Annotated in this window: 21 protein-coding genes; 8 read left to right on the forward strand and 13 right to left on the reverse strand. The window is 62.3% G+C overall.

Going from position 1 to position 20,401, the window contains the following annotated elements:
* Positions 1–6: 6 nt before the first annotated feature.
* The 4 genes from ilvC to miaA all read right to left on the reverse strand — a co-directional run bounded on the left by ilvC (position 7) and on the right by miaA (position 4,725).
* Entirely contained in the window at positions 7–1,059 is a 1,053-nt protein-coding gene (gene ilvC, locus IEW00_RS08735; protein WP_188514023.1) for a ketol-acid reductoisomerase, read from the reverse strand.
* Between the two features lie 90 nt (positions 1,060–1,149).
* Entirely contained in the window at positions 1,150–1,665 is a 516-nt protein-coding gene (ilvN, locus tag IEW00_RS08740; protein WP_188514024.1) for an acetolactate synthase small subunit, read from the reverse strand.
* A 115-nt stretch (positions 1,666–1,780) separates the two neighbouring features.
* Positions 1,781–3,535 (reverse strand): biosynthetic-type acetolactate synthase large subunit, encoded by a 1,755-nt coding sequence (ilvB, locus tag IEW00_RS08745; protein WP_188514025.1) that lies wholly within the window; start codon positions 3,533–3,535, stop codon positions 1,781–1,783.
* A 224-nt stretch (positions 3,536–3,759) separates the two neighbouring features.
* Positions 3,760–4,725, reverse strand: coding sequence for a tRNA (adenosine(37)-N6)-dimethylallyltransferase MiaA (gene miaA / locus IEW00_RS08750; protein ID WP_188514026.1), 966 nt, complete (start codon positions 4,723–4,725; stop codon positions 3,760–3,762).
* Here miaA and serB point away from each other — a divergent pair.
* The gene (gene serB / locus IEW00_RS08755) at positions 4,718–5,596 is read left to right on the forward strand and encodes a phosphoserine phosphatase SerB (protein WP_229736917.1); all 879 of its coding nucleotides are present in this window, start codon (positions 4,718–4,720) and stop codon (positions 5,594–5,596) included. The two genes, miaA and serB, sit on opposite strands and share 8 nt — an antisense overlap.
* Before the next feature lie 68 nt (positions 5,597–5,664).
* Here serB and IEW00_RS08760 read toward each other — a convergent pair whose 3' ends face one another.
* The 8 genes from IEW00_RS08760 to IEW00_RS08795 all read right to left on the reverse strand — a co-directional run bounded on the left by IEW00_RS08760 (position 5,665) and on the right by IEW00_RS08795 (position 14,310).
* Positions 5,665–6,561 carry an SDR family oxidoreductase gene (locus tag IEW00_RS08760; RefSeq protein ID WP_188514028.1) on the reverse strand — a complete coding sequence of 299 codons (897 nt, stop codon included), beginning with the start codon at positions 6,559–6,561 and terminating at the stop codon, positions 5,665–5,667.
* Between the two features lie 177 nt (positions 6,562–6,738).
* Positions 6,739–7,434 carry a phosphate regulon transcriptional regulator PhoB gene (gene phoB, locus IEW00_RS08765; protein ID WP_054133468.1) on the reverse strand — a complete coding sequence of 232 codons (696 nt, stop codon included), beginning with the start codon at positions 7,432–7,434 and terminating at the stop codon, positions 6,739–6,741.
* A gap of 49 nt (positions 7,435–7,483) precedes the next feature.
* Positions 7,484–8,194, reverse strand: a complete 711-nt coding sequence (gene phoU / locus IEW00_RS08770) for a phosphate signaling complex protein PhoU (protein WP_188514029.1) — start codon at positions 8,192–8,194, stop codon at positions 7,484–7,486.
* Positions 8,195–8,282: 88 nt separating this feature from the next.
* Positions 8,283–9,056: a phosphate ABC transporter ATP-binding protein PstB gene (gene pstB, locus IEW00_RS08775; protein WP_229736918.1), complete on the reverse strand. Its 774-nt coding sequence runs from the start codon at positions 9,054–9,056 to the stop codon at positions 8,283–8,285.
* 8 nt (positions 9,057–9,064) lie between these two features.
* The gene (gene pstA / locus IEW00_RS08780; protein ID WP_229736919.1) at positions 9,065–10,351 is read right to left on the reverse strand and encodes a phosphate ABC transporter permease PstA; all 1,287 of its coding nucleotides are present in this window, start codon (positions 10,349–10,351) and stop codon (positions 9,065–9,067) included.
* A gap of 10 nt (positions 10,352–10,361) precedes the next feature.
* Positions 10,362–11,738 carry a phosphate ABC transporter permease subunit PstC gene (gene pstC, locus IEW00_RS08785; RefSeq protein WP_188514032.1) on the reverse strand — a complete coding sequence of 459 codons (1,377 nt, stop codon included), beginning with the start codon at positions 11,736–11,738 and terminating at the stop codon, positions 10,362–10,364.
* 8 nt (positions 11,739–11,746) lie between these two features.
* Positions 11,747–12,760 carry a substrate-binding domain-containing protein gene (locus tag IEW00_RS08790; RefSeq protein ID WP_188514033.1) on the reverse strand — a complete coding sequence of 338 codons (1,014 nt, stop codon included), beginning with the start codon at positions 12,758–12,760 and terminating at the stop codon, positions 11,747–11,749.
* A gap of 251 nt (positions 12,761–13,011) precedes the next feature.
* Entirely contained in the window at positions 13,012–14,310 is a 1,299-nt protein-coding gene (locus IEW00_RS08795) for an ATP-binding protein (protein WP_188514034.1), read from the reverse strand.
* Positions 14,311–14,501: 191 nt separating this feature from the next.
* Here IEW00_RS08795 and IEW00_RS08800 point away from each other — a divergent pair, with 191 nt between their 5' ends.
* The 4 genes from IEW00_RS08800 to IEW00_RS08815 all read left to right on the forward strand — a co-directional run bounded on the left by IEW00_RS08800 (position 14,502) and on the right by IEW00_RS08815 (position 17,337).
* On the forward strand, positions 14,502–14,930 hold the full coding sequence (locus IEW00_RS08800; RefSeq protein ID WP_188514035.1) for a hypothetical protein: 429 nt from the start codon (positions 14,502–14,504) through the stop codon (positions 14,928–14,930).
* A gap of 20 nt (positions 14,931–14,950) precedes the next feature.
* Positions 14,951–15,262 carry an HPr-rel-A system PqqD family peptide chaperone gene (locus IEW00_RS08805; protein ID WP_188514036.1) on the forward strand — a complete coding sequence of 104 codons (312 nt, stop codon included), beginning with the start codon at positions 14,951–14,953 and terminating at the stop codon, positions 15,260–15,262.
* A gap of 96 nt (positions 15,263–15,358) precedes the next feature.
* Positions 15,359–16,252 (forward strand): HprK-related kinase A, encoded by an 894-nt coding sequence (locus tag IEW00_RS08810; protein WP_188514037.1) that lies wholly within the window; start codon positions 15,359–15,361, stop codon positions 16,250–16,252.
* Positions 16,249–17,337: a nucleotidyltransferase domain-containing protein gene (locus tag IEW00_RS08815; RefSeq protein WP_188514038.1), complete on the forward strand. Its 1,089-nt coding sequence runs from the start codon at positions 16,249–16,251 to the stop codon at positions 17,335–17,337. Before IEW00_RS08810 ends, IEW00_RS08815 begins: the two co-directional genes overlap by 4 nt.
* Positions 17,338–17,437: 100 nt before the next feature.
* Here the strand turns inward: IEW00_RS08815 and IEW00_RS08820 are convergent, their stop codons facing one another.
* Positions 17,438–18,130 carry an HAD hydrolase-like protein gene (locus tag IEW00_RS08820; RefSeq protein WP_188514039.1) on the reverse strand — a complete coding sequence of 231 codons (693 nt, stop codon included), beginning with the start codon at positions 18,128–18,130 and terminating at the stop codon, positions 17,438–17,440.
* A 96-nt stretch (positions 18,131–18,226) separates the two neighbouring features.
* Between IEW00_RS08820 and glmU the strand changes: the two genes are divergently transcribed.
* Genes glmU through IEW00_RS08835 form a run of 3 tightly spaced genes read left to right on the forward strand, consistent with a single transcriptional unit; the run spans position 18,227 to position 20,390 of the window.
* Positions 18,227–19,585, forward strand: a complete 1,359-nt coding sequence (gene glmU / locus IEW00_RS08825; protein WP_188514040.1) for a bifunctional UDP-N-acetylglucosamine diphosphorylase/glucosamine-1-phosphate N-acetyltransferase GlmU — start codon at positions 18,227–18,229, stop codon at positions 19,583–19,585.
* Between the two features lie 50 nt (positions 19,586–19,635).
* Positions 19,636–20,013: a ribbon-helix-helix domain-containing protein gene (locus IEW00_RS08830; RefSeq protein WP_188514041.1), complete on the forward strand. Its 378-nt coding sequence runs from the start codon at positions 19,636–19,638 to the stop codon at positions 20,011–20,013.
* The gene (locus tag IEW00_RS08835; protein ID WP_188514042.1) at positions 20,010–20,390 is read left to right on the forward strand and encodes a PIN domain-containing protein; all 381 of its coding nucleotides are present in this window, start codon (positions 20,010–20,012) and stop codon (positions 20,388–20,390) included. The genes IEW00_RS08830 and IEW00_RS08835 overlap by 4 nt, the downstream gene beginning before the upstream one ends.
* Positions 20,391–20,401 lie beyond the last annotated feature (11 nt).

A 20,401-nucleotide genomic window follows, 5' to 3' on the forward strand; every position in this document is an offset into this window, starting at 1 on the left:
GACCGATCAGTTCTTGTCTTTGTCGACCAGCTTGTTCGCACCGATCCACGGCATCATCGCGCGGAGCTGTGCGCCGGTCTTCTCGATCGGATGCGCGGCAGCGAGCTTGCGCGCGGCCTTCAATTCCGGCTGACCGGCGCGGTTGTCGAGCACGAAGTTCTTGACGAAACGGCCCTGCTGGATGTCCTCGAGCACGCGCTTCATTTCGGCCTTGGTTTCCGAGGTGATGATCCGCGGACCGGTGGTGATGTCGCCATATTCGGCGGTGTTGCTGATCGAATAGCGCATGTTGGCGATGCCGCCTTCATACATCAGGTCGACGATCAGCTTCACCTCGTGCAGGCACTCGAAATACGCCATTTCAGGGGCATAACCCGCTTCGGTCAGCGTTTCGAACCCGGCCTGGATCAGGTGGGTCAGGCCGCCGCACAGCACCGCCTGCTCGCCGAAAAGATCGGTCTCGCACTCTTCGCGGAAGTTGGTTTCGATGATGCCGCTGCGGCCGCCACCGACTCCGCTCGCATAGGCCAGCGCAATGTCGTGCGCGTTGCCCGAAACGTCGCGTTCCACCGCGATCAGGCAGGGGACGCCGCCGCCGCGAACATATTCGCTGCGCACGGTGTGGCCGGGGCCCTTGGGCGCGATCATGATGACGTCGAGGTCTTCGCGTGCCTCGATCAGGCCGAAATGGATGTTGAGGCCGTGCGCGAAGGCGAGCGCCGCGCCGGGCTTCATGTTGGCGTGATAGTCATCGGCGTAGATCGCGGCCTGATGCTCGTCGGGTGCCAGGATCATCACGATATCGGCCCAGGCAGCGGCTTCTGCGTTGCTCAGCACCTTGAAGCCGGCTTCCTCGGCCTTCTTGGCGGTGGCCGAGCCGGTGCGCAGCGCGATGGCAACATCCTTGACGCCGCTGTCGCGCAGGTTCTGGGCGTGGGCATGGCCCTGGCTGCCATAGCCGACGATGACGATTTTCTTGTTCTCGATCAGCTTCTGATCCGCATCAGCATCATAATAAACGCGCATGTTCTTTCCCCATTTTCCTGTCTTCTTCGTCATTCCCGCGAAAGCGGGAATCCCGCTTTGGTTGGTGCAGAAGCGGGACCCCCGCCTGCGCGGGGGTGACGATGTGGTGGTTACGAAACTGAATTACCCTGCCGTGGCCCCCCGGGTCATCGCGACGACTCCGGTGCGGGCGACCTCGACCAGCCCGACCTCGCGCATCAGCGCGATGAACTGGTTGATCTTTTCCGACGATCCGGAAATCTCGAAGACGAAGCTGCCGGTGCTGGTGTCGACCGGGCGCGCGCGGAAGATATCCGCCAGCCGCAGCGCCTCGATCCGGGCTTCGCCGGTTCCGGCAACCTTGATCAGCGCCAGCTCGCGCTCGACATGCGGGCCAAGCTCGGTGAGATCGGCGACGCGGTGCACCGCCACCAGCCGGTCGAGCTGCGCAATGATCTGGTCGATCACCGCAGGCGGGCTGACCGTCACGATGGTGATCCGGCTGACCGCATGGTCCTCGCTGATATCGGCCACCGTCAGGCTTTCGATGTTGTAGCCGCGTGCGGTGAACATACCGGCAATCTTCGCCAGAATGCCCGCCTCGTTGTCGACGGTCACGGTCAGAACGTGCCGTTCGGATGCCTGTTGCTGAATATGCATGGGGCGATCTTTCAGAAAGGGTGAAAGCCGATGCTGCCCGCAGCAGAATGCCGCGCTAGCAGGATGGGCAAATCGGCTTTCGCCGATGGGACGTCACGGAGCGCATGAAACCGCATCAGACGAGCGCCTTGGCTTCGTCTTCCATGGTGCCGGCCACTTCGTCGCCATACAGCATCATGTCGGTGTGCGCCGCGCCCGAAGGGATCATCGGCAGGCAGTTGGCGAGTTTTGCCACGCGGCAATCGACCAGCACGGGGCCCGGATGATCGATCATCGCCTGAATGCCAGCGTCGAGGTCGCTCTGTTCGGAAATGCGGATGCCCTTCCAGCCATAAGCCTCGGCCAGAGCAACGAAATCGGGCAGCGCATCAGAATAGCTTTCCGAATAGCGGCTTTCATAGGTCAGCTGCTGCCATTGGCGCACCATGCCCATATACTCATTGTTGAGAATGAAAATCTTTACCGGCAGGCGATATTGCGTCGCAGTACCTAGTTCCTGGATGTTCATCTGGATCGAGGCTTCGCCGGCGATGTCGATGCACAAGGCATCGGGATTGCCCAATTGCGCGCCGATCGCGGCGGGCAGGCCATAGCCCATGGTGCCAAGCCCGCCCGAGGTCAGCCATTTGTTGGGCTGCTCGAAGCGGAAATACTGTGCCGCCCACATCTGGTGCTGGCCGACTTCGGTCGAGATGATCGGGCTTTGGTCTTTGGTCAGCGCATACAGCCGTTCGATCGCCTGTTGTGGCATGATCTCGCTGTCGCTGTCGCTGGGCGGATAGGCCAGGCACTCGCGCGCGCGCCAGCCCTTGATCCGCGACTGCCACTCGGACAGATCGCGCTTTTCGTGACCGATCGCCTCGAGCGCATCGATGATCTGGCCAAGCACCGTTGTGCAATCACCCACGATGCCCAGGTCCACCCGCACTGTCTTGTTGATCGACGAACGGTCGATATCAATGTGGATCTTCTTGGACTCGGGCGAGAACGCGTCGAGCCGCCCGGTAACCCGGTCGTCGAACCGCGCGCCGACGCAGATCACCAGATCGGCGCGGTTCATCACCATGTTGGCCTCGTAGGTGCCGTGCATCCCGAGCATGCCCAGCCATTCGGGATGCTCGGACGGGAAAGCACCCAGGCCCATCAGCGTCGAGGTGACCGGCGCGCCGGTCATATCCTGAAGCTGGCGCAGCAGTTCGCTCGCCTCTGGCCCCGCATTGATGACACCGCCGCCTGAATAGATCACCGGGCTGGTGGCCGCACTGATCATCTTGGCAGCCTGTGCGATATCATCGGGCATGCCTGCGGTGACCGGCGCGTACCGCAGGTTCGGGCGGGCAGGAGCGTCCCGGTCATAAGGTGCGCTGGCGACCTGAACGTCCTTGGGAATGTCGATCAGCACCGGGCCGGGGCGGCCCTTGGTCGCGATGTGGAATGCCTCGCGCACGGTCGAGGCGAGCTTGGCCGGGTCCTTCACCAGATAATTGTGCTTGGTGCAGTGGCGGGTGATGCCGATGGTGTCGGCTTCCTGGAAAGCATCGGTCCCAATCAGGTTGGTCGCAACCTGGCCGGTGATGACCACCATCGGGATCGAGTCCATCAGCGCATCGGTGATTCCGGTGACCGCATTGGTCGCGCCGGGGCCCGAGGTGACGAGCACGACGCCGGGCTTGCCGGTGGCGCGGGCATAGCCTTCTGCCGCATGCGCTGCTGCCTGTTCGTGCCGCACCAGGATGTGGCGCAGCGAAGGGTGGCCGAAGATCGCGTCGTAAATCGGCAGCACCGCGCCGCCGGGATAGCCGAAAATCACTTCGACGCCCTGCTCGACCAGCGTTTCAACCAGTATCTGCGCGCCGCTCAGTTCGGCCATGACCAAAAACCCATCCTCAAGAAAACCAAGGCCCGCTTAGACAAAGCGGGCCGATGTTGCAAAACCATATGCTGCCGAGCGACGTGCACCAATCGAAACCGGTAAAATCAACCCGGCGCAGGCAGCCCGCGCCGGGTTGGAAAACCCATTTGACAGGTCGAAGGACGCTGGCAGCAACGTCGTGACCCGTGCGCTCTAAAAGACATAAAATGCTGCGTCAACACCTAATGGTGGAATAAAATATCAAAATTCACCACTAGACTATCGGAAAGTGGTTCTATGAATCTGTGCCAGTCCTTGGGCGGCTGGTTGCGGAACCAGGTGTACTGGCGCTTGGCGTACTGCCGCGTGGCGAGCTGGCCATCGGCGAGGCTTTGCGCGAGATCGCTTTCCCCGCGCAGCAGACGGGCAACCTCTGGCACGCCGATCGCGCGCATCACCGGTAGATCGGGCGACAGGTGCCGCGTCAGCAGCGTTTCGACCTCTTGGCGGGCACTACCATCGAGCATCGCGGCGAACCTGCGATCACACCGCTCGAGCAGCCAGTCGCGCGGGGGCTGCAGGACCAGCGGACGCAGCGCGATCTGCGCGCCGATCCCGCCCACCTTGCGCGCTTGCCAATGCGCGACCGGTTGGCCGGTCGACCGGATGATCTCGAGCGCGCGTGCGACCCTGGTCGTATCGGCAGCATTCAGCCGCGCGGCGCTGGCGGGATCTTCCTGGCGGAGCGCGGCATAGGTCTGCTCAACGGGCATCGCGCGCACCGCTGCGCGGATTTCAGCGTCGATTGGCGGAATTGGCGCGATACCGTGGAGCAGCGTCTGGATATACAGCCCGGTACCCCCGACGAGGATTGGCAGCGTACCGGCGGAATGTGCGGCGGTAATCTCGGCACGCGCATCAGAAGCCCATCGCGCGGCGGAGCAGGCCTCGGCGCCATCGATATAGCCGAACAAACGGTGCTCGATGCCGCCCATTTCATCAGGCTCGGGGCGCGCGCTCAGCACGGCCAGATCGGCATAGACTTGCGCGCTATCGGCGTTGAGGATCACCGCGCGTTGCCCGTGTGCCTCAAGCCATTGCGCATAGCGGACCGCCAATCCGCTCTTGCCGCTGGCGGTCGGTCCGGCAATAAGCGCCACCGCCGGGAGAATGTTTCCGGTCCTATCGAGGGAAGATGTTGTGCCCATAGCCGTGCTGATAGCAGCAGAGCCCCTGCCAGCGGGAGAGCTAAACGCTGCCACCGACAAATTGCATCAGGCAGGGCTGGTGGTGGGCACGAGCCACTGGGTCGAACCCGGGCTGGTGGGCGAGGTTCGGTTCACTGGCGACCGTGCTGCTGCCAATGACGCGCTCGAACCGCTGCGCGCCGCCGCCGATGTGCTGGTGCTCGACGAGGCCGCGCGCGATCCGCGGCTGCTGGTCTCCGACATGGACAGCACCATGATCGTCAACGAATGCATCGACGAGCTTGCCGATTACGCCGGGGTCAAGCCTCAGGTCGCCGCCATCACCGAACGCGCGATGCAGGGCGAGCTCGATTTCGAGGCCGCGCTGCGTGAACGCGTCGCGCTGCTCGAGGGTCTGAGCGAACATGTCATCGCCGATTGCCTCGCCCAGCGGATCCGCCCGATGCCAGGTGCACGCACATTGGTCCGCACGCTGTCGCGGCGCGGCGCGGACTGTGTGCTGGTTTCGGGCGGTTTCCATTCGTTTGCCGATGTCATCGGAGCAGAGCTGGGCTTCAACGCGGTGTTCGCCAACCGGCTGGTGATCGAGCACGGTCACCTGACCGGCGATCTTGAAGGTACGATCGTCGATGCCGCGCGCAAGGCGGCAATCCTGATGGAGCAATCGGTGGGGCAGGGGCTTGAGGCGCGTCAGGTGATCGCGCTGGGCGATGGCGCAAACGATATCCCGATGCTGAAAGCCGCCGGAACCGGAATCGCCTACCACGCCAAGCCCGCGGCGATCGCGGCAGCCGATGCGCATATCGCGCATGGCGACTGGACCGTCCTGCTCCACGCGCTGGGAATAGCGCGCGCCGACTGGAGCGATTGAGACGCGAAAAAAAGGGTGCGGCGAACCTCGCCACACCCCTTCGCGCATTTCAGCGATGAAGCGGAAGATCAGCCCTGCAGCAGGCGCATGATCGTCATCGCCTGTTCGCTGCCCGACTGCGGCACGGTTTCGCCGGTGCGGTCGGTGATCTTGTCGAAGATCCGCGCCACGCCTTCCGCGGTGCGCTCGCCTTCGGGAAGTGCCGCGCCCTGGGTCATCGTGACATAGGCCGCGTGGAACGCGCCTGCGCCTGCGCCGATGATCATGTTGGTCGGCGCGTCTTCGGACACCAGATAGACCGCGGCAGGCACGACGTTCTCGGGCTTAAACTGCGCGAAGGCTTCAGGCGGGAAGATGTCTTCGGTCATGCGGGTTCCGGCGACGGGCGCCAGCGTGTTGACCTTGATGTTGTTCTTGGCGCCTTCGAGGTACAGCGTCTTGGTGAGGCCTGCGAGGCCCAATTTGGCCGCGCCATAGTTGGCCTGGCCGAAGTTGCCGTACAGGCCGGTCGACGATGCGGTCATCAGGATGCGGCCATAATTCTGCTCGCGCATTGTTTCCCACACAGCCTTGGTGCAGTTGGCCGAGCCGAGCAGGTGGACCTTGACCACCAGATCGAAATCGGCCGGTTCCATCTTGGCGAAGCTCTTGTCGCGCAGGATGCCGGCGTTGTTGATCAGCACGTGGACGCCGCCCCAGGCTTCCTTGGTCTTGGCGACCATTTCGACCATCTGTTCATATTCGGTGACCGAGCCGCCATTGGCCATGGCTTCGCCACCAGCGGCCTTGATCTCTTCGACGACCTGCGCGGCAGCGTCCGACGTGCCGGTGCCGTCGCGCGATCCGCCCAGATCGTTGACGACGACCTTGGCGCCGCGTGCGGCGAGATCGAGCGCATAAGCGCGGCCCAGGCCGCCGCCTGCGCCGGTGACAATGGCAACGCGGTCCTTGAAACTGATGGTCATAAGATGCATCCTTTCGGGCAGGGTTTTACACCCCGGGGTTTAGATTGCGCGCGGCAAATGCGCGCCGAATGGCGCGGGTTTTAGCCATGTTGTGCCGCTTGGCAAGCACCAAGCTGGGCCTCAGACAACCACGAGCCCGATTGACGTTCGCGTAAACCCGCGCTGACGTTACGGCGATCAGGCCAGTTCGCTGTCCAGCGCGTATCCTGCCGAACGCACCGTGCGGATGATATCGGGCTGGCCGTGCGCGTTCAATGCCTTGCGCAGGCGCCGGATGTGCACGTCGACGGTGCGAATCTCGATATCGCTGTCATGCCCCCACACGCTGTCGAGCAGCCGCTCGCGCGAGAACACCCAACCGGGATGCTCGAGGAAATGGCGCAGCAGGCGGAACTCGGTGGGGCCAAGCGGAATGGTCTGCCCGGCGCGCTTCACCTTATAGCCCACGGTGTCCATCTCGATGTCGGCGAAGCTCAGCGCCTCGCCGGCAAGCGCCGGGCGTACCCGGCGCAGCACCGCGTTGACTCGCGCGATCAGTTCGCGCGGCGAGAACGGCTTGGTGACATAATCGTCAGCGCCGATATCGAGCCCGCGCACCCGGTCTTCCTCTTCGCCGCGTGCCGACATCATGATGATCGGGATGTTCGACGTATCATTGTCGCGGCGCAGGCGGCGGCAAACCTCGATCCCCGAGAGGTTCTCGATCATCCAGTCGAGCAGTACGATATCGGGACGCTCTTCGCGCGCGATCAGCATCGCCTCCTCGCCATCGGCGGTCTGGCTGACACGAAAGCCCTGCTTGTCGAAGTGCCAGGAGACAAGCTCTGCCAGGGCCATGTCGTCTTCAACCAGCAGCAGATGGGGTGTTGTCATCGTCTTCGTGCTTTCTTGTGCGAAAAGTCCCGGTCAGAAATATGGCTGATCAGTCGGCGTTTGGTGCGAGCGCATCGTCGCCACGCTCGCGTTCGTTCATCGATTGTCCGGTAACGGCAAAATAGACCATTTCCGAAACGTTAGTGGCATGATCGCCGATCCGCTCGAGGTTCTTGGCGATAAACAAAAGGTGCGTGCCGGCGCCGACATGCTCGGGGTTTTCGATCATGTGTGCGATCAGCGCGCGGAAGATGCTGTTGTAGAAATCATCGACCGTCTTGTCCTGCGCGCACACGGCGACCGCAAGGTCGGCATCGCGGCGAGCAAAGGCGGTGAAGGCGTCGTCGACAAGCTGGCGAGTGGCGTCGGCCATCGCGGGCAGCATTCGAGCCGCTTCAATATGCTGGCTGGCATCGATCAGCGCGACCCGCTTGGCGATGTTCTTGGCATAATCGCCGATCCGCTCGACCACGCCTGAAATCTTGAGCGCCGCGACCAGTTCGCGCAGGTCATCGGCCATCGGCGCGCGCAGCGCGATGGTCTGGATCACCATCCGGTCGATCTGCTCTTCGAGCGCATCGATCCGCTTGTCGCCCTCGACAACCTGATGCGCGAGCTCGAGATCGTTGTTAGCGAGCGCCATCATCGCGCCTTCAACGGCTTTTTCCGCGCGTCCACCGATTTCGGCGATCAGACCGCGCAGAGTGATCAGGTCGCCGTCAAAGGCCTTCAGCGTATGTTCGTTCTGTCCATGGTTCATCAAGTTATCCAAAATCAGCAAATGTCGGGTCTAATCGTCGCCAAACAAGTCAGGGCATTTACATAGTATCGTCAGAATGTGTTTTTGGTCAGCCATACCGGCCAGTAATATAATCACGGGTGCGCTCTTCGCGCGGGTTGGTGAAGATGTCCGAGGTGTCTCCATACTCCACCATGTTGCCCAGATGGAAGAAGGCAGTCTTCTGCGAAACGCGCGCCGCCTGTTGCATGTTGTGCGTAACGATGACGATGGCATAGCGTCCGCGCAGTTCGTGGATCAGTTCCTCGATCTTCGCGGTTGCGATCGGATCGAGTGCCGAGCATGGCTCGTCCATCAGGATGACTTCGGGATCGACCGCGATCGCGCGTGCGATGCACAACCGCTGCTGCTGGCCGCCCGATAATGCAGTGCCGCTTTCTGTCAGCCGGTCCTTGACTTCGTTCCAAAGGCCGGCCCGCACCAGCGAGTTTTCGACGATCTGGTCAAGTTCCGCCTTGTTGGGCGCAAGGCCATGAATGCGCGGACCGTACGCAACGTTGTCGTAGATCGATTTGGGAAAGGGATTGGGCTTTTGGAACACCATGCCGACCCGCGCGCGCAATTGCACCACGTCCATCTTGCTCGAATAGATGTTCTCGCCATCCAGCGTGATGTCGCCTTCCACCCGCGCGCTGGCGATCGTGTCGTTCATCCGGTTAAGCGTCCGCAGAAAGGTCGACTTGCCGCAGCCCGATGGGCCAATGAAGGCGACGACATTATCCATGTCGATGTCGATCGACACGCCGTTGATCGCCTGCTTCTCGCCGTAAAATACCTTTACGTCGCGCGCCGACATCTTTGTGTTAGGGGCGGATTCGGTCATGAATTTCGTTACCATCGTGTTTCAAAGCGGTTGCGCAGATAGACTGCGACCGCATTCATGGTGAGCAGGAAGACGAGCAGGACAATGATCGCAGCAGAGGTCTTTTCGACGAAGCCGCGGTTGACCTCATCCGACCACAGGAAGATCTGGACCGGCAGCACGGTGGCCGGATCGGTCAGGCTATCGGGCGGGGTGGTGGTGAAGGCGCGCATGCCGATCATCAGCAGCGGTGCGGTTTCGCCAAGGGCCCGAGCCATGCCGATGATGGTGCCGGTCATGATCCCAGGAATCGCCAGCGGCAGGACGTGGTGGAAGACGACCTGGATCGGGCTCGCCCCTACGCCCATCGCCGCCTCGCGGATCGATGGCGGCACAGCTTTGATCGCGTTGCGTGATGCAATCACGATCACCGGCATGGTCATCAGTGCCAGCGTCAGACCGCCAACTATGGCGGCCGATCGCGGCATCGCGAAGAACTGCAGGAATACCGCAAGGCCGAGCAGGCCGAAGATGATAGAGGGTACCGCGGCCAGATTGTTGATCGAAACCTCGATCAGGTCGGTCAGCCGGTTCTTGGTCGCATATTCTTCCAGATACACCGCCGCCAGCACGCCCACGGGAAAGGCGAGGAGCAGGGTGACCGCTATGGTGATAAGCGATCCTTTGAGCGCGCCCCAGATGCCGACCCGCGCCGGGTCGGTGCCGTCGGAGCCGGTCAAGAAGTTCCAGTTGAATGTCTGGCGCACTTCGCCCGCTTGGCGCAGCCGGGCGTAATCGGCCTCGGCCTCTGGGGTCGATCGGTCCTTGGCGGCGCGATCGACGTCGCTGGACGTGGGTAGCCAGAAATCGGCCTTGCCCATCAAAAGATCTGGATTGGCGATCAATTGGCTGCGCAATGCGGTCCAGGCGGTGCTGGCGAAATAGCGGGTGCCGTTCTCACCATATTGCGCTTCCACCGCGTCATCATAGATGCGGCGCACGTCGATCGATGAAATGGTCGCAGAAAGGCGCGGGCCGGTCAGCTGGTCGGCCGAGATGCTGCCGGTAGCGGCAGGCATATCGACCGTCAGCGTCGCCTCGGTGGTGATGAACCCCTTGGCGCCGTTGCCGACCATGACGAACAGCAGGAACGCCAGAAACAGCGAGGACAGCGTTACCGCAGCAAGCCCCATAAACTTGAAACGTCGCTCGGAAGCATAGCGCGAAGCGATCCGCTTCTGCATCGCTGCACCCATCCAGTCGGTCTTGTGCGCAACGGGGTGGCCGGCAGGTGCGGGCGAGGACGTGGGGGACATAGAGGCAGCCTCAGTCATACGCTTCCCGATATCTTTTGACGATCTGCAGCGCGACGATGTTGAGCAGCAACGTGACGATGAAGAGGGTGAGGCCAAGCGCGAAGGCGGCAAGCGTCATCGGGCTGTTGAAATCGGTATCGCCGGTCAGCAACTGGACGATCTGGGTGGTCACGGTGGTAACGCTGGCAAACGGATTGGCGGTGAGGTTGGCAGAAAGCCCAGCGGCCATCACCACGATCATCGTCTCGCCGATCGCGCGGCTGACCGCGAGAAGTACCCCGCCGACAACGCCGGGGAGCGCTGCGGGGATGAGCACCTGCTTGATCGTCTCGCTCTTGGTTGCGCCCATTGCGAGCGACCCGTCGCGCATGCTGTTGGGGACCGCGTTGATGCTGTCATCCGCCATTGATGAAACGAACGGGATGATCATCACACCCATCACCAGGCCGGCTGCGAGCGCCGATTCGGAAGAGGCATTGGAGATCCCGATCCCGGCAGCGAAGCTGCGCAGCGCGGGGGCCACCGTCAACGCCGCGAAATAGCCATAGACCACAGTCGGAACGCCCGCGAGAATTTCGAGGATCGGCTTCATCCACCGGCGGACGCCGGGGCTGGCATATTGTGTCAGATACACCGCGCTCATCAGACCCAGCGGGATAGCCACCGCCATCGCGATGATCGCGCCGATGAACACCGTGCCCCAGAACAACGGAACCGCGCCAAAGCCGGTGGCCTTGCCATCGACAACCTTGTCGGACGGGTTCCAGTTCGTCCCGAACAGGAACTCGAACGGCGAGACCAGATTGAAGAAGCGGATCGTCTCGAAAATCAGCGAGGCAACGATACCCAACGTCGCAAGAATTGCGATCAGCGAGGCGAGCAGCAGGCCCAGCATGACCATGCGTTCGACCTTGGTCCGCGCCCGAAAATCGGGACGCAGACGGGTAAAGGCGAACGCACCACCGGCAAAGCACAGCAGAAACGCAGCCAGCGCGCCGATCATCGTATAGCGCCGGTCCGCTTCGCCATAGAGTGGAGCCAACTGGACCGCCGCGTCGTTGAACACCTTGAGGTTGGCATCGCGCGACAGATCACGCGCTTCGGAAAGGATCGCCGCGCGGGTGAAGGGGTCGGTCGGCAGGCTGGCGGCCAATGGGCTGTCGAGCACGGCATAGCTGCCCAGCGCAGGTGCGATCGAATTCCACACCACCAGGAAAATGACGGCGGGCACCACGGCCCACATTGCCGCATACCAACCATGATAGCTTGGCAGCGAATGCACACTGGCTGGGCCGGCGGTGATGAACTTGCCCGCGCGGGCGCGCGCAAAGACCCATGTGATGAGGCCAAGCCCTGCGATCAGGAATATTATAGCGGTACTGGTCATGTCCCGGCCTATTCCAACACAGCGCCATCAAGGGTCGGAAGCGACTTGATCCGCTCCAGCATCTCACTGCGCATTTTCGCAGGCGAAGAGATCAGGCCGATCCGGGTGAGATATCCGTCGGGCTCGCCGCCACGCAGATACTCGGCGAGGAATTCGCGCAAGCCAGGGATCACATCGACATGCTTTTTCTTGATATAGATGAACAACGTGCGCGCCCCGGGATATTGCCCGCTTTCGATGGTCGCATAGCTGGGTTCGACGCCGTTGATGGGGATGCCGCGCACCGTCTCGGCGTTGTCGGCCAGATAGCTGTAGCTGAAGATGCCCACGGCATCCGGGTTCGTCGACAGCTTCTGGACGATCAGGTTATCGTTCTCGCCGGCGTCGGTATAGCCTTGGTCGGTGCGGACCGTATGGCAAATCTCTTCAAACTTGTCCTTGTCGCTATCGGCAAGGGCTCCAACGGCTGGATCGGTTTTGCAGCCCTTTTCCATGATGATTTCTTCGAGCGCATCACGCGTTCCCGATGTTGATGGCGGGCCGAAGATGTTGATCCTTGTATCAGGCAGCGCAGGGTTGATGTCCGGCCAGCGCCGTGTCGTGTTGGGGCCCTTGCCGAACGGCTCTGCGGCGAGCGCAGTATAAAATTCGGCTACCGACAGATTGATCTTGGGGCCGTTTTTCGATTGCGCGAGCGCGATACCATCAAAGCCGATGATCACTTCGACGATCTCTTCGACGCCGTTGGTGATGCAGCGATCAAATTCGTTTTTCTTCATGCGGCGCGACGCATTGACGATATCGGGGGTGTTGGCGCCGACGCCCGAGCAGAACAATTCGATGCCGCCACCGGTTCCGGTCGATTCGAGGATCGGCGAGCGCCGCTCGGGATCGAAGTTGACGAACTCTTCGGACACCTTCTTGGCGAAGGGGAACACGGTTGAGGAGCCGACGATGCGAATCTCGCTCCGGCTGCTGCCCTGATTGGTCGATGCCGGGTCCTGACATCCTGCCAGCAGCAACGCTGGGAGGCAGGCAAAAGCGAGCTTCCTGATCAAAACCGCAACCTCTTCTTAAAGCCCGGGCCATCAAGGCGATTCCGGCCAAACCGATTGCGGGGCACTCCATGGCCCTTCCAGAATCACACCGTTAAGCATGGTTTTTGGAAAAAGCGGCCCCCGACGCGTTGCCGATAGGCAGGCGCGGTTGCCCAAAGATGACAATGCGATGACGGATTTATGACAACGACTCTGAGAGCGGCTTCCAGATCGGATCAGGCGGGGACGGAAAGGTCCGGATTTGCACCTGATCCGTCGCTCTGCGGTGCGCGTGGGTCGGCGGGCAGGGTAATCGTGATGGTGGTTCCGCGCTGGACCTCGCTGTCGATTTCCAGCCGTCCGCGGTGCCGTTCGACGATATGCTTGACGATTGACAGGCCAAGGCCTGTGCCGCCGATCGCACGGCTGCGGCTCGAATCGACGCGATAGAACCGCTCGGTGAGGCGCGGCAGATGTTCCGGCGCGATGCCCTCACCGCAGTCGATGACCGAAAGGCGCACGAGCGCGCCGTTGCGCGACGAGCGCAGCCGCATCGTCACCGGGGTGCCGGGCTGGCCGTATTTCATGCTGTTCGATACCAGATTGTGCACCAGTTGAGAAAGCTGCGCCCGGTCGCCGCGCAACGGTGGCAGGTCCGCGCCGATATCGACGACGATGTCGGCACCGCGATCGGGCTGGCTATGGCGCAGCACGGTTTGCACTTCGCGCATCAGGTCGGGCAGATCGACAGGGGTATCAGGGACGCGGAACTTCTCGGCCTCGATCCGCGACAACGAAATCAGATCGTCGATCAGCTTCTGCATCCGGTTGGCTTCGCGGAACATCACGTTAAGGAACCGTGCACGCGTTTCGGGGTCGGCGCCGGCCTCGTTGTCCTCGAGCGTTTCGATGAAGCCCTTGATCGACGCGAGCGGGGTCCGCAGTTCGTGGCTGGCGTTGGCGACGAAATCGGTCCGCATCCGCTCGACCGCATAGACCCCCGAACGATCCCACAGGTGGAGGATCCGCTCGCCGCCAGGCATGTCGCGTACCAGCATTTCCCAGCGCTGGTCACGGCTGCCGATGCCGACCAGCTGGATCGGTCCTTCGGCAGCAGCGGTGCCGTCGATCAGCAGATCTGCGGCGGCGGGATGACGGATAACGAGCCGGATATCTTCACCCACGCAATACTCGCCCAGCAGCTTGCGCGCGGCGCTGTTGGCCCGGCGCACGTTGTTGCCGGTCAACACCAGGACCGGGTCGGCGAGGCCATCGATAAAGCTGGTGAAGTCGCGATGCTGGCTGATCGGCTTGATTTCCGGCTCGCGGATCGGTGCTGCGGCCTGGGGGTTGTGCTTGGCCGGGCTCGACAGATCCGCCATCGCGACGATCGCGACAAGGCCGGCGGCAAAGCAGATCATCGCCTGCTCCACGCCATTGCTGCCAAACTGGCTGATGGCCACGCCCGCGCCCAGCAATGCTGTCGCAAACAAAAAGCGGCCGCCATTTAGTCCCGATGCTGGATTGTCTCCCATGGGTGCTCGATATACCAGCGTGTGCAACGTCGCGCTATTGGTGATCGGCGGTTTTCGCCGATTTACGAACCGCCCCTAGCCTGTCCCGCAGAAGGACAGCGGATCAAATGCCTTGCCTTGGCAGGCGCAAGGTCTTTAGGTTTGTGCAAACACGTGCGCCGATCATGCCGGGCACCGGGGAACAATCAAAGATGAGTGCTGACGACGGCGATAAACGTGACACTGCGCACGATCATTCAAGCAATCCGATTGCGCCGGGAACGGCATCGCGGCGGACCTTGCTGATCGGCGCGGTCGCAACCTCTGCTGTTGTCAGCATCCGCCCGGCGCTCGCGCAGACCGCAGGATCGGTGCTCAACTGCACCATCCCGGTGCCCGAGCGGGGCAAGGGCATGTTCATCGATCCTGCAGGAAAACTGGTCTCGCCCGATACGCCCGGAGCATTTCCGCCATCCCCGCGTGATTTCACCGGAGAGGAAGTGCGCCAGGCGCTGCAGGGTCGCAACCTGCCGGGGACCTCGCGCGAACAGTCGCGGGCGTACATCAACTATATCCGCAAGCTGCAGAACGGACAGAGCGGGTTTACCTGCTATGCCTCGCTGCAGATGCCGCGCCGCTGATCGCAGGGCAGCGCGCTGAAATGGCCGCGCCACGCTTCTCCGCATTGCCGGCAGCCGCGCTCAAACGCGTGCCGCTTGGCGGGCTTGAAGCGATCTATCATGTGTCATCGGGCATCACCCATCTGTTGGCCGAACCGGTGCCTGACCTGCTCGATGCGCTGGCTCGGCTGGAACCGGGTCGATTCGTCACCGCTGCACAAGTGCTTGCCCTGGTGGCCGAGCGGTTCGATATCGTCGGCGACGATCCCGGCGAAGCGCCGGAAGCCGTTGTGTCCGAGCGGCTTTCAGAGCTCGGCGCGCTGGGACTTGTAACAATCGTAACCGATGCGTGACACACTTGCATCACGGTGATGTAAAACCGCGCCACACCCACGCTAAGCCCCTGTTTCCATTTTGTCCGCGCACCGGCACATTGTAAGGCGCGGGGCATGCGCCACTCCTGCTCCATCACTGTTGGACCGGCCCGATTCCGTATCGGCAGTGACTGGCGTGCGCCGGTCGATCAGCTGCGCGCGTTGTATCAGGATTATCCTCAGGACGAGGGCGTTCCCGATTTTACCGTCCGGCTGCAGGCAACCTCCTCGATACGCCGTTTGATCAAGCCACAGGTGGCGATCGCGGGCGATTTTACGCTGCCCGATGCCGCGCCGTTGCCACTCGAGCAGGGGCTGCTTGCCGCTGAAATGGCGATGAACCTGCAGATGGCGCTGGGCTGGCGGCGGCATCTGCTGCTGCACGCCAGCGCGGTGTCGCGCAACGGTCGCGCGGTCATCATGACCGGGGTCTCGGGCGCGGGCAAGTCCACGCTTTCGGCGCTGCTGGGCGAGCGTGGCTGGCGCTTTCTGGGAGACGAGTTCGTGCTGCTCGATCCCGATACCGGCATGATCGCACCGTTCCCGCGCCCGGTCAGCCTCAAGAACACCGCGATTGCCGCGATGGAACGCGAGGTCGACGATGAGAGCCGCTTTGGCCCGGTGATGCACGATACGCCCAAGGGCACCATCCGGCATCTGCGCCCGCGCACCGAAGCGGTGGAACTGATGACGCGCGAAACGCGGCCGGCGTTGCTGCTATTTCCGCGTTTTGGCTATCCGCGCGCAGTAAGGCGGGTTGACGAGGCGGAAAGCTTCGTCCGGCTGACCCAGGCCTCGACCAATTACGTCGCGCTGGGCGAGCGCGGGTTCGATGCGCTCACCGGTTTTGTTCGTGCGATGTCCGCCTGCGCGATCGATTATGCCGATGGCGAAGAGGGCGTAGAGATGGTCGAGCGGCTGTGGTCCGAGCAAGGGGGCAAGGTGGGCGAAAGGGCGGCTGCGGCATGACCGACGGCTGGTCGGTTGCGCGTGCGCTTACCGATCCGGGGTCGGTTGCCGGGCTCGATGCCACTGGCTGGACGCATCTGTTGTCCGCCGCACGCGCGCTGTCGTTGATCGGGACGCTGGCGGAGGCTCTCGCTGATAGTCCAGTCCCTCCTGGGGTTGCCCGCGTTCTCGCCGATGTCCGCCAATCCAACGTCACCGGTCAGCGCCAGGCACTGTGGGAAGCCAAGTGCGCAAGCATGGCGCTTACCGGCTATCCGGGCAGGGTCGTGCTGCTCAAGGGCACTGCCTTTGTTGCTGCCGGATATGACGCCGCACTGGGCCGCTCGATCGGGGATCTCGACATACTCGTGGAGCACGCAGGGCTTGATCAGGTCGAGGCGCTGTTGCTCAAGGCCGGTTGGGAGTGGGTCAAGCCCGATCCCTATGACGACGCCTATTACCGCCAGTGGATGCACGAGTTACCACCGCTGATCCACGCCGAACGGGACCGGATGATCGATGTACACCATACCATCCTGCCGCTGACCGCCAAGCCAAAGCCCGATGCGGCAGCGCTGATCGCGGCCGCGCGCGTGCTGCCGTCCGGGCTTTACGTGCTGAGCCCCGCCGACATCATCTGCCACGCGGCAGCGCATCTGATCGCGGACGGGGATATGTCGGGTGGCATGCGCAACCTGTGGGACATCGACCGGCTGGTGCGGCAGTTCGTGGTCGAGGAGCCGGGGTTCTCGGACACACTGGCCGAGCGGGCGAAGCTGCATGGTCTCACCGATGCGGTGGGGCGGGCGTTGCGATTGACGCAGAGACTCTTTGGCACCCCGATCGTTTTCCGGCTAAAGCCGCAATCCAGAGTGGTTACAGCGCAATCCGGCCATGGACTCCGGCTTTCGCCGGAGAACGAAAAGCAAGTGACTGCCAGCGACGCCCTTTTCCTGCGCCGGATCACTGCGGTCGATGGCTGGGGGCGCAAGACCCGCAAGCTTACCCGCCAGGCGTTCTACATGCGCTCGCACCTGCTGCGCATGCCGCCTGCCATGCTGGCGCGGCATTTGTGGACGAAGTGGCGCAAGGGGCACCGGGGGTAGGGTTTTGCCGTTTTCCGGCAAAAGCCGGAATCCAGGGCGGCCACAGCGTAACCGAGCTCCTGGGCTCCGGCTTTCGCCGGAGAACGAGGATGGGTTGAAGTCAGCCCCCCGCCGCAATCCGCTCCAGCGTGGGCACGAATTCATCGTAATGATCGATGATCGCGTCCGCGCCGAGCGTCTCGACCGGCTGGTGCAGAAACCCGAAGCTCACCGCGACACACGCGATTCCGGCATTGTGCGCGGCCATCACGTCGTAGATGCTGTCGCCGATGAACGCAGCCGGGGTGACCCCTGGCTCGCCCCCGCAGCGGCGGATCATCTCGTCGATCGGCGCGCGGTCGGGCTTGGATTTGCCCTTGCCCATGGTGTCGCCACCGATGACACAGGCGAAGCGGTCAATCAGGCCGACCTCGGTCAGCAATTTGACCGCAAACCGTTCGTATTTGTTGGTTACCACCGTCATCTTGACACCCATCGCGTCGAACCGCGTCATCGCATCGAGCAAGCCGGGGTAGGGCGGCGAACCGGTCCCCAGGTTCTCGCCATAATGATCGAGCATCACCGGCAGAAACTCCCGCAGCGCCTGGGGATCGGAGTTGCCGGCGCGCTCCAGCCCGACCTGCAGCATGTGCTTGGCGCCAAGGCCCACCATGGGCTTGATGTCTTCCTGCGTCAGCGTCGGCAGGCCCGCCAGCGCCAGCGTGTGGTTAACCGATACGGTCAGCTCGGGGCTGGTGTCGAGCAGCGTGCCATCAAGATCAAAGCCAATGATTTGGTATGGAAAGTCTGTCATGGGACGCTGCATCGCCCGAAAAAGGTGGAAGATGCAAGCGGTTCGTGGCAAAGGTTTTTGGGCGATCTGCTTTGGGAAACGCGGAGAACATGAAGCATGGGTGAGCAGGCGCTGGCTGCAATCATTTTGGCGGCGGGCCAGGGCACACGGATGAAGTCCGATCTGCACAAGGTGTTACACCCTGTTGCCGGACTGCCGATGCTGCATCACCTGCTGGAGAGCCTGACTGCGGCGGGAGCCGCGCGCCAGGTCGTCGTTGTGGGAGCACGGCGCGAGCAGGTGGAAGCATCGGTGGCCGGCCGTGGTATCGATATCGCGCATCAGGCAGAACAGCTGGGCACCGCGCATGCTGCGCTCCAGGCCAAGGCGGCGCTCGTCGATTTCGACGGCATCGCGATCGTCTGCTTCGGCGATACGCCGTTCCTCAGACCCGAAACCATCCGCCAATTGACCGACCGTCTGTCTGCAGCCGACGCGCCGCGCGTGGCGGTGCTGGGCTTCGTTCCCGACGATGCCAAGGCCTATGGCCGGATCATCGCGAGCGATGATGGCACGATCGCCAAGATGGTCGAGTACAAGGATGCTAGCGACCACGAACGCAGCGTGAAGCTGTGCAACTCGGGCGTCACTGCGGTGCACACTTCTGATCTGTGGGCTTTGCTTGAGCGGGTGGGTAATGACAATGTTGCCGGAGAATATTACCTTCCCGATATCGTGATGCTCGCGATCGCCGATGGCAATCGCGCCGTAGTCGTGGAAACGCACTCCGACGAGCTGATCGGCATCAACAGCCGCGCCGAACTCGCCGAAGCCGAGTTGATCTGGCAGACTCGCCGCCGCAGCCAGGTGATGGCGGACGGCGCGACCCTGATCGCGCCGGAAACCGTCTGGTTCGCGCATGATACCGTGATCGGCCGCGATGTCGTGATCGAGCCCAATGTCATGTTCGGCCCCGGCGTGACGATCGCCGACAATGTCGTGATCCACGCCTTCAGCCATCTGGAGGGCGCGACCATCGCCAGCGGCTGTTCGGTCGGCCCGTTTGCACGGCTGCGGCCCGGCGCGCAGATGCAGCAAGGCGCAAAGGTCGGCAACTTCGTCGAGATGAAGAAGGCGGTGCTGGGGCCGGGGGCCAAGGCCAGCCATCTGACCTATCTGGGCGATGTCACCGTGGGCGCCAACGCCAATATCGGCGCGGGTACGATCACCTGCAATTACGACGGTTACTTCAAATACCAGACCGTGATCGGCGAGAACGCGTTCGTCGGATCGAACAGCTCGCTGATCGCTCCGGTCAGGATCGGTCGTGACGCGATTGTCGCTGCAGGCAGCGCGGTGTCGCGCGACGTCGCCGATGGCGAGCTACGGCTGGTGCGCGCCGAGCAACTGGTCAAACCCGGCTGGGCCGACCGCTTCCACGACGCGATGCGCAGGAAGAAACGCGAAGGGAAGTGAGGCGGCATTCGGCTTGACATGATATCATGATATGATATCAGTATATCATCATGCCCCGCATCCTCGCTGACCTTCCTGAAGATGACATCGAATGGCTCGACCAGCTTGCTGCCGAGCAGGGCAAATCGCGTGCGCAGGTTTTGCGCGAGGCTGTAGCCGATTATAAAGTCGGGTTTTCCTCGGCGCAGGACAAGAAGTGGCTCGATATCGGTTTTGGCGCGTGGCGCGACCGCGTCGATATTGGCGACTCTGTCGAGTGGCAAAGACGTGAACGTGCATCATGGACGAGGCCTTGGGACGACGACTATGAAGATGTCAAAGCCGAGTTTCCCGATCTGTTTGACGACGAGGATGACCGTCAGCGCCAAATCCACCTCGATATGCTGGCCGGCAAATATCCTGAACCTAAGCAGCTAAATTCCAAGTGAGCGGCTTCAGTTTCGATTCAAATATCATCATCGATGCATTGGCTGGGTACATTCAGGCAAGAGCAGAAATCGACCGTGCCACCGATTTTGGAGCCAGAGCTTGGATTAGTCGCGTGGTCTGGATCGAGGTCATGTCCAAGGGCGAGGGGGATTCGCTGAGGCGTGCCGAAACGCTTCTTTCGGGATTCGGTATTGATGAAGTGGATGCTGAAATTGGCAGGCGCGCAGCTGCGCTCCGCCGCGAACGTGGACGGCTCCGGGCCATGGACGCCATCATCCTCGCCACCGCCCAGATACGCGGCCGAGTGCTCGTGACACGAAACACCAAGGATTTTCCGGCAGAGATGCCGGGGATCCGAGTTCCCTACCAGCTTTGAAAGGCACCCTT

Origin of the sequence: Blastomonas aquatica (assembly GCF_014639875.1) — a bacterium.
In the GTDB taxonomy this organism is placed as follows: Bacteria; Pseudomonadota; Alphaproteobacteria; order Sphingomonadales; family Sphingomonadaceae; genus Blastomonas; species Blastomonas aquatica.

What these genes read in the sequence shown, in the direction of transcription:
- ilvC (WP_188514023.1), bottom strand. Translation starts at nt 1,059, where the DNA reads ATGACGAAGAAGACAGGAAAATGGGGAAAGAACATGCGCGTTTATTAT.
- ilvN (WP_188514024.1), bottom strand. Translation starts at nt 1,665, where the DNA reads ATGCATATTCAGCAACAGGCATCCGAACGGCACGTTCTGACCGTGACC.
- ilvB (WP_188514025.1), bottom strand. Translation starts at nt 3,535, where the DNA reads ATGGCCGAACTGAGCGGCGCGCAGATACTGGTTGAAACGCTGGTCGAG.
- miaA (WP_188514026.1), bottom strand. Translation starts at nt 4,725, where the DNA reads ATGGGCACAACATCTTCCCTCGATAGGACCGGAAACATTCTCCCGGCG.
- IEW00_RS08760 (WP_188514028.1), bottom strand. Translation starts at nt 6,561, where the DNA reads ATGACCATCAGTTTCAAGGACCGCGTTGCCATTGTCACCGGCGCAGGC.
- phoB (WP_054133468.1), bottom strand. Translation starts at nt 7,434, where the DNA reads ATGACAACACCCCATCTGCTGCTGGTTGAAGACGACATGGCCCTGGCA.
- phoU (WP_188514029.1), bottom strand. Translation starts at nt 8,194, where the DNA reads ATGAACCATGGACAGAACGAACATACGCTGAAGGCCTTTGACGGCGAC.
- pstB (WP_229736918.1), bottom strand. Translation starts at nt 9,056, where the DNA reads ATGACCGAATCCGCCCCTAACACAAAGATGTCGGCGCGCGACGTAAAG.
- pstA (WP_229736919.1), bottom strand. Translation starts at nt 10,351, where the DNA reads ATGTCCCCCACGTCCTCGCCCGCACCTGCCGGCCACCCCGTTGCGCAC.
- pstC (WP_188514032.1), bottom strand. Translation starts at nt 11,738, where the DNA reads ATGACCAGTACCGCTATAATATTCCTGATCGCAGGGCTTGGCCTCATC.
- IEW00_RS08795 (WP_188514034.1), bottom strand. Translation starts at nt 14,310, where the DNA reads ATGGGAGACAATCCAGCATCGGGACTAAATGGCGGCCGCTTTTTGTTT.
- IEW00_RS08800 (WP_188514035.1), top strand. Translation starts at nt 14,502, where the DNA reads ATGAGTGCTGACGACGGCGATAAACGTGACACTGCGCACGATCATTCA.
- IEW00_RS08805 (WP_188514036.1), top strand. Translation starts at nt 14,951, where the DNA reads ATGGCCGCGCCACGCTTCTCCGCATTGCCGGCAGCCGCGCTCAAACGC.
- IEW00_RS08810 (WP_188514037.1), top strand. Translation starts at nt 15,359, where the DNA reads ATGCGCCACTCCTGCTCCATCACTGTTGGACCGGCCCGATTCCGTATC.
- IEW00_RS08815 (WP_188514038.1), top strand. Translation starts at nt 16,249, where the DNA reads ATGACCGACGGCTGGTCGGTTGCGCGTGCGCTTACCGATCCGGGGTCG.
- IEW00_RS08820 (WP_188514039.1), bottom strand. Translation starts at nt 18,130, where the DNA reads ATGACAGACTTTCCATACCAAATCATTGGCTTTGATCTTGATGGCACG.
- glmU (WP_188514040.1), top strand. Translation starts at nt 18,227, where the DNA reads ATGGGTGAGCAGGCGCTGGCTGCAATCATTTTGGCGGCGGGCCAGGGC.
- IEW00_RS08830 (WP_188514041.1), top strand. Translation starts at nt 19,636, where the DNA reads ATGCCCCGCATCCTCGCTGACCTTCCTGAAGATGACATCGAATGGCTC.